The organism is Sphingomonas natans (assembly GCF_030546695.1).
GTDB lineage: Bacteria > Pseudomonadota > Alphaproteobacteria > Sphingomonadales > Sphingomonadaceae > Sphingomonas_I > Sphingomonas_I natans.
The window spans coordinates 130,644-143,238 of record NZ_JAUOTP010000011.1 but is presented as its reverse complement, the minus strand read 5'-3'; the positions used below and the strand labels follow the sequence as shown (position 1 = coordinate 143,238).

23 protein-coding genes are annotated in these 12,595 nt (G+C 64.4%); all 23 read left to right on the top strand.

The window, feature by feature from the left end:
* Window positions 1-4 precede the first annotated feature (4 nt).
* Window positions 5-844: a 50S ribosomal protein L2 gene (gene rplB, locus Q4F19_RS19910; RefSeq protein ID WP_303546359.1), complete on the top strand. Its 840-nt coding sequence runs from the start codon at window positions 5-7 to the stop codon at window positions 842-844.
* 2 nt (window positions 845-846) lie between these two features.
* A complete protein-coding gene (rpsS, locus tag Q4F19_RS19905) occupies window positions 847-1,122 on the top strand; it encodes a 30S ribosomal protein S19 (RefSeq protein ID WP_303546357.1) in 276 nt (91 codons plus the stop codon).
* Window positions 1,122-1,499 carry a 50S ribosomal protein L22 gene (gene rplV, locus Q4F19_RS19900; protein ID WP_303546356.1) on the top strand — a complete coding sequence of 126 codons (378 nt, stop codon included), beginning with the start codon at window positions 1,122-1,124 and terminating at the stop codon, window positions 1,497-1,499. Before rpsS ends, rplV begins: the two co-directional genes overlap by 1 nt.
* Window positions 1,499-2,194 (top strand): 30S ribosomal protein S3, encoded by a 696-nt coding sequence (gene rpsC / locus Q4F19_RS19895; RefSeq protein ID WP_303546354.1) that lies wholly within the window; start codon window positions 1,499-1,501, stop codon window positions 2,192-2,194. Before rplV ends, rpsC begins: the two co-directional genes overlap by 1 nt.
* A 63-nt stretch (window positions 2,195-2,257) precedes the next feature.
* Window positions 2,258-2,689, top strand: a complete 432-nt coding sequence (rplP, locus tag Q4F19_RS19890) for a 50S ribosomal protein L16 (RefSeq protein ID WP_303546353.1) — start codon at window positions 2,258-2,260, stop codon at window positions 2,687-2,689.
* Between the two features lie 2 nt (window positions 2,690-2,691).
* Entirely contained in the window at window positions 2,692-2,895 is a 204-nt protein-coding gene (gene rpmC / locus Q4F19_RS19885; RefSeq protein ID WP_303546352.1) for a 50S ribosomal protein L29, read from the top strand.
* Window positions 2,896-2,907: 12 nt separating this feature from the next.
* The gene (gene rpsQ, locus Q4F19_RS19880) at window positions 2,908-3,174 is read left to right on the top strand and encodes a 30S ribosomal protein S17 (protein ID WP_303546350.1); all 267 of its coding nucleotides are present in this window, start codon (window positions 2,908-2,910) and stop codon (window positions 3,172-3,174) included.
* A gap of 15 nt (window positions 3,175-3,189) precedes the next feature.
* Window positions 3,190-3,561: a 50S ribosomal protein L14 gene (gene rplN / locus Q4F19_RS19875; RefSeq protein ID WP_303546348.1), complete on the top strand. Its 372-nt coding sequence runs from the start codon at window positions 3,190-3,192 to the stop codon at window positions 3,559-3,561.
* The gene (rplX, locus tag Q4F19_RS19870) at window positions 3,561-3,878 is read left to right on the top strand and encodes a 50S ribosomal protein L24 (RefSeq protein WP_303546346.1); all 318 of its coding nucleotides are present in this window, start codon (window positions 3,561-3,563) and stop codon (window positions 3,876-3,878) included. Before rplN ends, rplX begins: the two co-directional genes overlap by 1 nt.
* Window positions 3,871-4,455, top strand: a complete 585-nt coding sequence (gene rplE / locus Q4F19_RS19865; RefSeq protein WP_303546344.1) for a 50S ribosomal protein L5 — start codon at window positions 3,871-3,873, stop codon at window positions 4,453-4,455. The genes rplX and rplE overlap by 8 nt, the downstream gene beginning before the upstream one ends.
* Before the next feature lie 48 nt (window positions 4,456-4,503).
* Entirely contained in the window at window positions 4,504-4,809 is a 306-nt protein-coding gene (gene rpsN / locus Q4F19_RS19860) for a 30S ribosomal protein S14 (protein WP_303546342.1), read from the top strand.
* Between the two features lie 11 nt (window positions 4,810-4,820).
* The gene (gene rpsH / locus Q4F19_RS19855; protein WP_303546340.1) at window positions 4,821-5,216 is read left to right on the top strand and encodes a 30S ribosomal protein S8; all 396 of its coding nucleotides are present in this window, start codon (window positions 4,821-4,823) and stop codon (window positions 5,214-5,216) included.
* On the top strand, window positions 5,216-5,749 hold the full coding sequence (gene rplF / locus Q4F19_RS19850) for a 50S ribosomal protein L6 (protein WP_303546338.1): 534 nt from the start codon (window positions 5,216-5,218) through the stop codon (window positions 5,747-5,749). The genes rpsH and rplF overlap by 1 nt, the downstream gene beginning before the upstream one ends.
* Complete coding sequence (rplR, locus tag Q4F19_RS19845) at window positions 5,749-6,105, top strand: 50S ribosomal protein L18 (protein ID WP_303546336.1); 357 nt, start codon at window positions 5,749-5,751, stop codon at window positions 6,103-6,105. Before rplF ends, rplR begins: the two co-directional genes overlap by 1 nt.
* Complete coding sequence (gene rpsE / locus Q4F19_RS19840; RefSeq protein ID WP_303546334.1) at window positions 6,106-6,855, top strand: 30S ribosomal protein S5; 750 nt, start codon at window positions 6,106-6,108, stop codon at window positions 6,853-6,855.
* A 5-nt stretch (window positions 6,856-6,860) separates the two neighbouring features.
* Window positions 6,861-7,037: a 50S ribosomal protein L30 gene (rpmD, locus tag Q4F19_RS19835; RefSeq protein ID WP_303546332.1), complete on the top strand. Its 177-nt coding sequence runs from the start codon at window positions 6,861-6,863 to the stop codon at window positions 7,035-7,037.
* Between the two features lie 46 nt (window positions 7,038-7,083).
* Window positions 7,084-7,638 (top strand): 50S ribosomal protein L15, encoded by a 555-nt coding sequence (gene rplO, locus Q4F19_RS19830; protein WP_303546330.1) that lies wholly within the window; start codon window positions 7,084-7,086, stop codon window positions 7,636-7,638.
* A gap of 119 nt (window positions 7,639-7,757) precedes the next feature.
* Complete coding sequence (secY, locus tag Q4F19_RS19825) at window positions 7,758-9,119, top strand: preprotein translocase subunit SecY (protein WP_303546328.1); 1,362 nt, start codon at window positions 7,758-7,760, stop codon at window positions 9,117-9,119.
* Window positions 9,116-9,778 carry an adenylate kinase gene (locus tag Q4F19_RS19820; protein WP_303546326.1) on the top strand — a complete coding sequence of 221 codons (663 nt, stop codon included), beginning with the start codon at window positions 9,116-9,118 and terminating at the stop codon, window positions 9,776-9,778. Before secY ends, Q4F19_RS19820 begins: the two co-directional genes overlap by 4 nt.
* 219 nt (window positions 9,779-9,997) lie before the next feature.
* The gene (gene rpsM / locus Q4F19_RS19815; RefSeq protein WP_303546324.1) at window positions 9,998-10,366 is read left to right on the top strand and encodes a 30S ribosomal protein S13; all 369 of its coding nucleotides are present in this window, start codon (window positions 9,998-10,000) and stop codon (window positions 10,364-10,366) included.
* Window positions 10,367-10,478: 112 nt separating this feature from the next.
* Window positions 10,479-10,868: a 30S ribosomal protein S11 gene (gene rpsK, locus Q4F19_RS19810; RefSeq protein WP_303546323.1), complete on the top strand. Its 390-nt coding sequence runs from the start codon at window positions 10,479-10,481 to the stop codon at window positions 10,866-10,868.
* Between the two features lie 84 nt (window positions 10,869-10,952).
* Window positions 10,953-12,020 (top strand): DNA-directed RNA polymerase subunit alpha, encoded by a 1,068-nt coding sequence (locus Q4F19_RS19805; RefSeq protein WP_303546321.1) that lies wholly within the window; start codon window positions 10,953-10,955, stop codon window positions 12,018-12,020.
* A 141-nt stretch (window positions 12,021-12,161) separates the two neighbouring features.
* The gene (gene rplQ, locus Q4F19_RS19800) at window positions 12,162-12,578 is read left to right on the top strand and encodes a 50S ribosomal protein L17 (RefSeq protein ID WP_303546319.1); all 417 of its coding nucleotides are present in this window, start codon (window positions 12,162-12,164) and stop codon (window positions 12,576-12,578) included.
* The last annotated feature ends 17 nt before the right edge of the window (window positions 12,579-12,595 follow it).

The window sequence follows — 12,595 nt, the reverse complement described above, 5'->3', positions numbered from 1 at the left end:
GGCGATGGCACTCAAGCATTATAACCCGACCAGCCCGGCCCGTCGTGGCCTGGTGCTCGTCGACAAGTCGTCCCTCTGGAAGGGCAAGCCGGTCAAGGCGCTCGTCGAGGGCAAGCACAAGTCGGGCGGCCGCAACAATATGGGCCACGCGACTGCGCGCGGCATCGCGGGCGGCCACAAGCAGAAGTATCGCCACGTCGACTTCAAGCGTCGCAAGTGGGATGTGCCTGCGACCGTGGAACGGCTGGAATATGATCCCAACCGCTCGGCCTTCATCGCTTTGGTCAAGTATCCGGACGGCGAGCTGTCCTACATCCTCGCGCCGCAGCGTCTCGCCGCCGGCGACGTCGTGCTCGCCGCGAAGAAGACGGACGTGAAGCCCGGCAACGCGATGGAAATCGGCCAGGCTCCGGTCGGCACGATCGTCCACAATGTCGAGATGAAGCCCGCCAAGGGTGGTCAGATCGCGCGTGCCGCTGGCACCTACGCGCAGATCGTCGGCCGCGATAAGGGCATGGTGATGGTTCGCCTGAATTCGGGCGAGCAGCGCTACATTCGCTCGGATTGCATGTGCACCGTGGGCGCGGTGTCGAACCCCGACAACGCCAACACCTATCTCGCCAAGGCCGGCCGCACCCGCTGGCTCGGCAAGCGCCCGCTGACGCGCGGCGTCGCCAAGAACCCGGTCGACCATCCGCACGGCGGTGGCGAAGGCCGGACTTCGGGCGGCCGCCATCCGGTCACGCCGTGGGGCAAGCCGACCAAGGGTCATCGCACCCGTCACAACAAGTCGACCGACAAGATGATCATCCGGTCGCGTCATTCCACTAAGAGGAAGGGCTAACCATGGCTCGTTCAGTCTGGAAAGGCCCGTTCGTCGAACTGAGCCTTCTGAAGAAGGCCGAGACCGCACAGGAGGCCGGCACGCGTACGCCGATCAAGACCTGGTCGCGTCGCTCGACGATCATTCCGCAGTTCGTGGGGCTGACCTTCAGCCTCTATAACGGCCGCAAGTTCGTGCCGATCGCCGTCAACGAGGACATGGTCGGGCACAAGCTCGGCGAGTTCGCGCCGACGCGCTACTTCCCCGGCCACGCCGCGGACAAGAAGGGCAAGCGCTGATGTCGAAGCCAGCATCCCCCCGCAAGGTGGGCGACAAGGAAGCCCTTGCCGTCAACACCTCGGTCCGCGGTAGCCCGCAGAAGCTCAATCTCGTCGCGGGCCTGATCCGCGGCCGCAAGGTGAGCGATGCGCTCAACGTCCTGACCTTCTCGAAGAAGGGCATGGCCATCGAGGTCCGCAAGTGCCTCGCCTCGGCGATCGCCAATGCCGAGAACAACCACAATCTCGATGTGGACTCGCTCGTCGTGAAGGAAGCGTCGGTCGGCAAGGGCCTCGTCATGAAGCGCTTCGCGACCCGTGCGCGTGGCCGTTCGGCGCAGATCATCAAGCCGTTCAGCCGCATCCGCATCGTCGTGCGCGAGCAGGAAGAAGCATAATGGGTCAGAAGAGCAATCCGATCGGGATGCGGTTGCAGATCAACCGCACCTGGGACAGCCGTTGGTATGCCGAGGGCGAGGCCTATGGCCGCCTGCTTCTCGAGGATCTCGCGATCCGCGCTTACATCTTCAAGACGCTGCCGTCGGCCGCGATCTCGAAGGTCGTGATCGAGCGTCCGGCCAAGCTGGCCCGCATCTCCATCTATGCCGCACGCCCCGGCGTGATCATCGGCAAGAAGGGCGCGGACATCGAGAAGCTTCGCAAGAAGCTCAATTCGATGACCAGCTCGGAAGTGAGCCTGAACATCGTCGAGATCCGCAAGCCGGAGATCGACAGCAAGCTCGTCGCCCAGGGCGTCGCCGACCAGCTCGAGCGCCGCATCGCCTTCCGTCGCGCGATGAAGCGCGCGGTCCAGTCGGCGCTGCGTCTCGGTGCAGAGGGCATCCGGATCACCTGCGCCGGCCGTCTCGGCGGCGCGGAGATCGCGCGGACCGAATGGTATCGCGAAGGCCGGGTGCCGCTGCACACGCTGCGCGCCAATGTCGATTATGCCGAAGCCGAAGCGCACACCGCTTATGGCGTCTGCGGCGTCAAGGTCTGGATCTTCAAGGGTGAGATCCTCGGCCATGATCCGCTCGCGCAAGATCGCCTGATGATGGAAGCGCAGACTTCCGGAGTTCGTCCGGCGCGCTGAGGCTGAAAAGCCCTGCCGCCTTATCGGCCGCGTAAGACACGCGGTGTTTGAAGGTTAGAGAACATGCTGCAACCAAAGCGCACCAAGTTCCGGAAGGCCCATAAGGGCCGCATCCATGGCGACGCCAAGGGTGGAACCGCGCTCAATTTCGGGTCCTTCGGCCTGAAGGCGATGGAGCCGGATCGCATCACGGCCCGCCAGATCGAGGCGGCTCGCCGCGCGATCACGCGCCACATCAAGCGCCAGGGGCGTTTGTGGATCCGCATCTTCCCGGATCTGCCGGTTTCGTCGAAGCCCGCCGAAGTCCGCATGGGCTCGGGCAAGGGCGCGCCGGAATTCTGGGCAGCCCGGGTCAAGCCCGGCCGCATTCTCTTCGAACTGGACGGTGTCCCCGGCCCGATCGCCCGCGTCGCTTTCGAGCGCGCGATGGAGAAATTGCCCATCAAGACCAAGGTCGTCGCCCGTCTGGGTGAGTCCGTGCACGAGGCTGTGTGATCATGGCGAAGATTTCGGATCTCAAGGTCGGCACCGACGACCAGCTCTCGACCCAGCTCGCCGAGCTGAAGCGCGAGCAGTTCAACCTGCGTTTCCAGGCCGCCACCAACCAGCTCGAAAAGCCGAGCCGGGTGCGTGAAGTCCGCCGGACGATCGCGCAGATCAAGACGCTGCAGACCGAGCGTACCCGCTCGGCTGCGAAGTAAGGGAGCCACACGATGCCGAAGCGCGTGCTGACGGGCACTGTGGTGTCCGACAAGACCGACAAGACGATCGTCGTGCTCGTGGAGCGCCGGGTCAAGCACCCGCTCTACGGCAAGATCATCAAGCGGTCGAAAAAATATCATGCCCATGACGAGGGCAATGTCTTCAAGGAAGGCCAGACGGTTCGCATCGAAGAGTGCAAGCCGATGTCCAAGCTGAAGACCTGGACCGTCGTCGAAGCGGTGGACGCCCACCGCGCCCCCGAAGCCCACGCAGCTTAAAGGAAGGACTGAACCATGATCCAGATGCAGTCCAACCTCGAGGTCGCCGATAATTCGGGCGCCAAGCGCGTCCAGTGCATCAAGGTGCTCGGCGGCTCGAAGCGTCGCTTCGCTTCGGTCGGCGACGTCATCGTCGTGTCGATCAAGGAAGCCGCGCCGCGCGCCAAGGTCAAGAAGGGCGACGTTCACCGCGCCGTGATCGTCCGCACCGCCAAGGACATCAATCGCGCTGACGGCTCGACGATCCGCTTCGACGGCAATGCCGCCGTTCTCATCAACAAGAATAGCGGGGAGCCGATCGGCACCCGTATCTTCGGTCCGGTCGTGCGCGAGCTGCGCGCCGCCGGTCACATGAAGATCATTTCGCTCGCGCCCGAGGTGCTGTGATGGCTGCTGCCAAGATCAAGAAGGGTGACCGCGTCGTCGTCCTGTCCGGCAAGGACAAGGGCAAGACGGGCGACGTCACCAAGGCTCTCCCGAAGGAGGGCAAGGTGATCGTGTCCGGCGTCAACGTCGCGACCCGCCACCGCAAGCCGGATCAGTCCAACCCGCAGGGTGGACTGGAGCGTCGCGAAGCGCCGATGCACATCTCGAAGGTCGCGATCGCGACCGCCGAGGGCAAGCCGACGCGCGTCCGTTTCGAAACCCAGGACGGGAAGAAGGTCCGCGTGGCCGTCAAGACCGGGGAGAAGATCGATGGCTGAGGCCAAGAACGTGAAGCCCCGTCTTCACACCAAATATGACGAGTCGATCGTCAAGGCGATGACCGAGAAGTTCGGTTATACCAACGCGATGCAGGTGCCCAAGCTCGAGAAGATCGTGCTGAACATGGGCGTCGGCGACGCGACGCAGGACAAGAAGAAGGTCGATGCGGCCGCCAACGAGATGACGCTCATCGCCGGACAGAAGGCGGTCGTCACGAAGGCGAAGAAGTCGATCGCGCAGTTCAAGCTGCGCGAAGGCATGCCGATCGGCTGCAAGGTGACGCTGCGTCGCGAGCGGATGTACGAGTTTCTCGACCGCTTCGTGACGATCGCACTGCCCCGCGTCCGCGATTTCCGTGGCCTGTCGGACAAGTCGTTCGATGGTCGTGGCAATTACGCCTGCGGCCTGAAAGAGCAGCTGATCTTCCCGGAGATCAGCTACGACAAGGTCGATAATATCCGCGGCATGGACGTGATCGTCCAGACCAGCGCCCGCACCGACGAGGAGGCTCGCGAGCTTCTCCGCCTGTTCGGCTTCCCGTTCCCGCTGCCTGTCGAAGAGAAGAAGGCGGCGTAATCAACTCTCCGTCGCCGGTTCGCCGGCGACGTCAAAGGACTTAAGTCGATGGCGAAACTGAGTTCGATCAACAAGAACGAGCGTCGCAAGAAGCTCGTTAAGCAGTATGCGGGCAAATATGCCCGGCTGCGCGAGATCGCGGATGACGAATCCAGGGATGATGGCGAGCGTCTGATCGCACGCCTCAAGATGGCCGAGATCCCGCGCAATGCTAACCCGACCCGTGTGCGCAATCGCTGCATGGTCACCGGGCGTCCGCGCGGCGTCTATCGCAAGTTCAAGCTCGGCCGCGTCATGCTGCGTCAGCTTGCCACCCGGGGCATGATCCCCGGCGTCGTCAAGTCGAGCTGGTAAGGGTCCGCAGTATGTCGATCAACGATCCCCTGGGTGATCTGCTCACCCGCATCCGCAACGGCCAGCGCGCGCGCAAGGATTCGGTCCTGTCGCCGGCATCGAAGCTGCGCGCCCGCGTGCTCGATGTTCTCCAGCGCGAGGGCTATATCCGTGGCTATTCCGAGGAGCAGCTCGGCGACCATCCCGGTCTGCGCATCGAGCTCAAGTATTTCGAGGGCCAGCCCGCGATCCAGCATGTCGCGCGCGTCTCGAAGCCGGGCCGCCGCGTCTATTCGGGTTCGAAGGACCTGCCGCGCGTCCGCAACGGCCTCGGCATGACCATCGTCTCCACGCCGCGTGGCGTTCTGTCCGACGTGGAAGCACGCGACCAGAATGTCGGCGGCGAAGTCCTCGCGGAGGTGTTCTGATGAGCCGCATCGGCAAGAAGCCGGTCCCGGTTCCGGCCGGCGTGACCGCGACGATCGAAGGCAATGAAGTCTCGGTCAAGGGCCCCAAGGGCGCGCTCGTGATCCCGAAGGTCTCCGAGATCGTCTATGAGATGGTCGAGGGCGGCATTTCGGTGATGCCCGCGAACGAGACCAAGCGGGCGCGCTCCTTCTGGGGCATGCAGCGCACGCTCGTGCAGAACCTGATCACCGGCGTGACGGAAGGCTTCACCAAGCAGCTCCTGATCACCGGCGTCGGCTACCGCGCGAACGTTCAGGGCAAGAACCTGAAGCTGCAGCTCGGCTACAGCCACGATGTCGATTATGCGATCCCGGAGGGCATCACGATCGTGACGCCCGACCAGACGACGGTCAACATCTCCGGCATCGACAAGCAGAAGGTCGGCCAGGTGGCCGCCGAGATCCGCCGCTGGCGGAAGCCCGAGCCCTACAAGGGCAAGGGTATCAAATATGCCGGCGAGTTCATCTTCCGGAAGGAAGGGAAGAAGAAGTAATGGCCAAGGGTCTCTCTCTCTTCGAGCGCCGCAGGCGCCGTGTGCGCACTGCGCTCAAGTCCAAGGGCACGCTGCGTCCGCGCCTTTCGGTCCACCGTTCGGGCCGCCACATCTATGCGCAGGTGATCGACGATGCGGCGGGCAAGACCGTCGCGGCGGCGTCCACCCTCGAAAAGGATGTGCGCGATGCGTCCGGCGCGAATATCGGCGCGGCCGAGAGCGTCGGCAAGCGCGTCGCAGAGCGTGCGGCTGCGGCCGGCGTCACCAAGGTGGTGTTCGATCGCGGTGGTTTCCTGTTCCATGGCCGGGTGAAAGCGCTCGCCGATGCCGCCCGCGCTGGCGGATTGGAGTTCTAAATGGCTGACGAAGTTCCAAACGAGGTCGCCGTCGAGGCGACCGCTCCGGCTCCCCGCGAGAATCCGGGCCCCGGCGGCCCGGGTGGTCGTGGCGGCCCGCCGCGCGGCGGCCGTGGCGGTGGTCCCGGTGGCAACAATCGTGGCGGCGGCAATCGTGACGGCCGTGGTCGCAACGATCGCAACCGCGGCGGCAACAACAACCGCGACGAGGGCGGCGAAGAGCTGGTCGAGAAGCTGGTTCACATCAACCGCGTCTCGAAGACGGTCAAGGGCGGCAAGCGCTTCGGCTTCGCGGCACTCGTCGTCGTCGGCGATGGCGCCGGCCGCGTCGGCTTCGGTCATGGCAAGGCACGCGAAGTGCCGGAAGCCATTTCGAAGGCGACCGCCGCTGCCAAGAAGGCGATGATCCGCGTCGCGCTGAAGGACGGCCGCACGCTCCATCACGATGGCCTCGGCCATTTCGGTGCGGGCCGCGTCTATGTCCGCTCGGCACCAGCCGGCACCGGCATCATCGCCGGCGGCCCGATGCGCGCCGTTTTCGAGAGCCTGGGCGTCCACGACGTGGTCACCAAGTCGGTCGGCACGAGCAATCCCTACAACATGATCCGCGCGACCTTCGAGGCGCTTGGCGAGCAGACGAGCCCGCGTGCCGTCGCCCAGCGCCGCGGCAAGAAGATCGCGGACCTGCTGCGTCGTGGCGGAGCCTCTGCCGAGGTTGCCGAGGCCGACGCCGCCGCCGTGGTGGAGTAAGACAGATGGCGAATATCAAGGTGACCCAGACGGGTTCCCCCATCCGCCGCACCGCCGATCAGCGCGCGACGCTGATCGGCCTCGGCCTCAACAAGATGCACAAGACCCGCGAGCTGGTCGACAGCCCCGAGGTCCGCGGAATGATCCGCAAGGTGCAGCATATGGTGAAGGTGGAGGGCTGAGCCCTCTCCTTCGTCAGCGCGACAAAAGCGAAAGCGAGTGCAGACGATGAAGCTTAACGAGATCAAGGACAATGCCGGCGCCCGCAAGGGCAAGATGCGCGTCGGACGCGGCATCGGCTCGGGCAAGGGCAAGACGGCTGGCCGCGGCCAGAAGGGTCAGAAGAGCCGCGAGGGCGTGTCCATCGCCGGCTTCGAAGGCGGCCAGATGCCGCTCCACATGCGTCTCCCGAAGCGCGGCTTCAACAACATCTTCGCCAAGGATTATGCCGAGGTGAATCTCGGCGCGATCCAGAAGCTGGTCGAGGCCGGCACGCTCGCTACCGACGGCGTGATCGATCATTCCGCGCTGAAGGCGGCGGGTGTCGCGCGCGGCGGCAAGGATGGCGTCCGCGTCCTCGCTAAGGGCGATTTCTCGACCAAGCTGTCGCTGAAGGTCGCCGGCGTGTCGAAGTCGGCACGCGAAGCGATCGAAGCCGCCGGCGGCTCGGTCGAGGTGATCGAGCTCGTCCTCGCAGCCGACAAGCACAAGGCCAAGCATCGCACGGTCCAGAAGGTCCGCGCGGCCGACAAGGCCGACAAGAAGGCCGCGGCGAAGGCCTGACCCCCAATCGGGCGGCTTTGAGTCGGGTGGCTTTGGCCGAACGGGCACTATATGGAGCGGCGCAGGCGGATTGATCGTCTGCGCCGCTCCTGTCATTTCTGAAGGTTCGAACAGTCTCCATGGCATCCGCCACTGAACAAATGGCCTCGAACGCGAGCCTCTCGCAATTCGCCAAGGCCACCGAGCTCAAGAAGCGCATCTGGTTCACGCTGGGTGCGCTCGTCGTGTTCCGTTTGCTGTCTTATGTGCCGCTGCCGGGCATTGATCCGCGCGCGCTCGCCACGCTCTTCGATACGACGAAGGGCGGCGTCATGGATTTCTTCAACACCTTCACCGGCGGCGCGCTGACGCGCATGTCGATCGTAGCGCTGGGCGTCATGCCCTACATCACCGCCTCGATCGTCGTGCAGCTGTCGACGTCGCTCAGCCCGCAGCTCGCCGCCATCAAGAAGGAAGGCGAAAGCGGGCGCAAGAAGCTCAATCAATATACGCGCTACGGCACGGTGCTGCTGACCGCGATCCAGGGCTATTTCATCGCCGTCGGCCTCTCCGCCTGGGGTGCGAATGCCGGCCAGGCCGCGGTCGTCGTCGATCCGATGCTGTTCCGCGTGACGACGGTCATCACGCTCGTCGGCGGCACGATGTTCCTGATGTGGATCGGCGAGCAGATCACGAGCCGCGGCATCGGCAACGGCGTCAGCCTCATCATCATGGCCGGCATCGTCGCGCAGCTGCCGACGACGATCGCCACCGCGTTCGAGCAGGCCCGCACCGGCGCCTCCTCGCCCTTCATGGTGCTGGCCGGCTTCCTGTTCATCATCGCGCTGATCCTGCTGATCTGCTTCATGGAGCGCGCGCAGCGCCGCGTGCTGATCCAATATCCCAAGCGCCAGACCGCGCGCGGGATGATGCAGGCCGACAAGAGCCACCTGCCGCTCAAGATCAACACGGCCAACGTGATCCCGCCGATCTTCGCCTCGTCGCTGCTGGCGCTGCCGCTGACGATCACCCAGTTCGCGGGCAATCGCATCTCGGGCGAAAGCCGCTGGGGCGATTTCTTGATCACGGTGAACCAGCTGATCGGCCAGGATACGCCGCTCTATTTCGTGCTCTATGCGGCGGGAATCATCTTCTTCTCGTTCTTTTACACTGCAGTCGTGTTCAATCCCGAGGAAACGGCGGACAATCTGAAGCGCTACGGCGGTTTCATCCCCGGAATCCGGCCCGGCAAGAATACCGAGGTGTATCTCGATTATGTGCTGACGCGCATCACCGTGATCGGCGCCGCCTATTTGACATTGATCTGCGTGGTGCCAGAAATCTTCATGCCGCGGCATCTGGTCGGTTTCGGCGGCACCAGCCTGCTGATCGTGGTCAACGTCACTATCGATACGGTGACGCAGATCCAGAGCCACCTGCTCGCGCATCAATATGGCGACCTCATCAAGAAGGCTCGCCTCAAGGGAGGGGTGCGTAGATGAAGCTTCTGATCCTGCTGGGACCCCCGGGGGCGGGGAAGGGCACGCAGGCCCAGTTGCTGATGACCAAGCATGGCCTGATCCAGCTCTCGACCGGCGACATGTTGCGCGCCGCGGTCAAGGCCGGCAGCGATGTCGGGCGCGAGGCGGATGCGATCATGAAGTCGGGCGGGCTCGTTTCGGACGAGATCGTCACCAAGCTGATCTCGGATCGCCTCGACGACGAGGCGCATGCCCCCGGCTTCATCTTCGATGGCTATCCGCGCACGCAGGCGCAGGCCGAAGCCCTGGACGCTTTGCTGTCCGCGCGGGGCCTCAAGCTGGATCATGTGATCGAGCTCGAAGTGGACGAGGACGCGCTCGTCGATCGCATCTCGGGGCGCTTCACCTGCGCCACATGCAACGAAGGCTATCACGATCGCTACAAGCTGCCGAAGGTGGCGGGCACGTGCGACGTCTGCGGCAGCCACGAATTCAAGCGCCGGCCGGACGACAATGCCGAGACGGTCCGTACGCGCCTCGCCGAATATCGCGCGAAGACCGCGCCGATCCTTCCGCATTACGAGGCGCAGGGCATCGTCGCGCGCGTCGATGGCATGGCCGATATCGATGTCGTGACCGAGTCGATCGATCGCATCCTGGGCGAGCCGGCGACCGTCTGAAGCGCGGCGGACGATATTGCGTCCGTTTGCGACGAGACGGGCGGGGCGTTACGCGCGACGCTTGACTCGGTTCCCGCGCTCTCTTAGAGGCTTCACATCCCATGAACCCGGTTTCCGGCGGCGCTTCGGCGTGCGTCGTGCTTTCGGCGTTCGGGGCCACCAGAGCGTAGAGATGGGGCGGCTGCCAACTGCCCCGTGGAGCGAGGAGACAATTTAGACATGGCACGTATCGCGGGTGTGAATATCCCGACCAACAAGCGCGTCGAAATCGCGCTGACCTACATCCATGGCATCGGTCCCAAGACCGCCAAGGACATCACCGCCAAGCTCGGCATCGTGCCCCAGCGCCGCGTTCAGGATCTGTCGGACCAGGAGGTCCTCCAGATCCGCGAAGCGATCGACGCGACTTACACGGTCGAGGGCGATCTTCGTCGTCAGGTGGCGATGAACATCAAGCGGCTGATGGATCTGGCCTGCTATCGCGGCCTTCGCCATCGCAAGGGCCTGCCGGTCCGCGGCCAGCGCACGCATACCAATGCGCGCACCCGCAAGGGCAAGGCCAAGCCGATCGCGGGTAAGAAGAAGTAAGAGAAAAGCAGTCTTGTAGACTGTTTTTCCAACTTCTTCTCCGCCGGAGGCGGAAGCCCGCAACGGGCCGACCCCTCCGCCAGCAACAGAGATATAGGTCAGGAAGAATTCGATGGCACGCGAACCCCAGCGCATCAAGCGGCGCGAAAGGAAGAACATCACGTCCGGCGTCGCGCATGTGAACGCCAGCTTCAACAACACGATGATCACCATCACCGATGCCCAGGGCAACGCCATTTCATGGTCGTCCGCCGGCATGATGGGGTTCAAGGGCAGCCGCAAGTCGACGCCTTATGCCGCGCAGGTCGCCGCCGAAGACGCCGGCAAGAAGGCCGCCGAGCACGGCGTCCGCACGCTGGAAGTCGAGGTCAAGGGCCCCGGCTCGGGCCGCGAGTCCGCGCTGCGCGCGCTGCAGGCGGTCGGCTTCCACATCACGTCGATCCGCGACGTGACGTCGATCCCGCACAACGGCGTCCGCCCGTCCAAGCGTCGTCGCGTCTGATCTTCCGGTCGGGGTCGCTCCGGCCCCGCTGACCTATCTCAGCCACGGCGGACGCGCCGCGGCTCAAACCCCAAGGGGAAAAACATGGCCGTCAACGCCAAGAATTGGCAGGAACTGAAGAAGCCCATGGGCCTCGAGCGCAAGGCCGGCGGTGGCTCCAAGAGCCGCGCCACCTTCATTGCCGAGCCGCTGGAGCGGGGCTTCGGCCTCACGCTCGGCAATGCGCTGCGCCGCGTTCTGCTGTCGTCGCTTCAGGGCGCCGCCGTCACCGCGATCAAGATCGAGAACGTGCTTCACGAATTCTCGAGCCTCGCCGGCGTGCGCGAGGACGTGACCGACATCGTCCTGAACGTGAAGCAGGTCGCGCTGCGCATGCAGGGCGAAGGGCCGAAGCGTCTTCAGCTCTCGGCGACGGGTCCGGCCGAAGTCACCGCGGGCGATATCGCCACGTCGGGCGACATCGAGGTCATGAACAAGGATCTCGTGATCTGCCATCTGGACGAGGGCGCCTCGCTCAACATGGAGCTCACCGTCCATATCGGTAAGGGCTATGTGCCGGCAGCGGCCAATCGTCCCGTCGATGCGCCGATCGGCCTGATCCCGATCGATGCGCTCTACTCGCCCGTCCGCCAGGTGGCGTACAAGGTCGAGAATACGCGCGTCGGCCAGGAACTGGATTACGACAAGCTCACGATCACCGTCGAGACCGACGGCACCGTGACGCCCGAGGACGCGCTCGCTTATTCGGCGCGCATCCTGCAGGACCAGCTCCAGCTCTTCGTCCACTTCGACGATGGCATGGCGCAGTCGGCGCCGGTCGCGCAGGCGCCGATCGCTCCGATCGGCGGCGGCGTCAGCGAGCCGGAGGTCGGTTCGAACCAGCTCAACCGCTTCCTTCTCAAGAAGGTCGACGAGCTCGAACTGTCGGTCCGTTCGGCCAATTGCCTCAAGAACGACAACATCATCTACATCGGCGATCTGGTCCAGAAGACCGAGGCCGAGATGCTGCGGACGCCCAATTTCGGCCGCAAGTCGCTCAACGAGATCAAGGAAGTCCTCGCCACGATGGGGCTCCGCCTGGGCATGGAAATCCCCGGCTGGCCGCCCGAGAATATCGAGGAAATGGCCAAGAAGCTCGAACAGGAGTTCTGAGGGGCGGGGCACGCCGGTTGGACGTGTCCCTCAACTTCCTCAACTTCGCATCCTCTTCGGGCTTTGGGCGGTGGCCCGTTCCACACCGCCCGGCCGGCAGTACCTGAAACGGCTGCCGGACGAACATGAAGGAAAGTCATCATGCGCCATCGCGTCGGCGGTCGTAAACTCCAGCGGACCGGTTCGCACCGGACCGCCCTGTTCCGCAATCAGTCTGCCGCTCTCATCAAGCACGAGCAGATCATCACCACGCTCGCCAAGGCGAAGGAGCTTCGCCCCTATGTCGAGAAGCTGGTGACGCTCGCCAAGAAGGGCGGCCTCTCCAACCGCCGCCTCGCTTATTCGCGCCTGATGGACGATGTTCAGCTCGTGAAGCTGTTCGACGTGATCGCGCCGCGTTACGCCGATCGCAACGGCGGCTATATCCGCATCATCAAGGCGCCGACCCGCCTGTCGGACGCGGCGGCCATGGCGGTCATCGAGTTCGTCGATCGCGACGTCTCGGCCAAGGGCCAGGATTCGGGTCCGGTCGAGATCTACGAAGACGAGGCGGCTTGATCGCGGGCTTCGCTTGC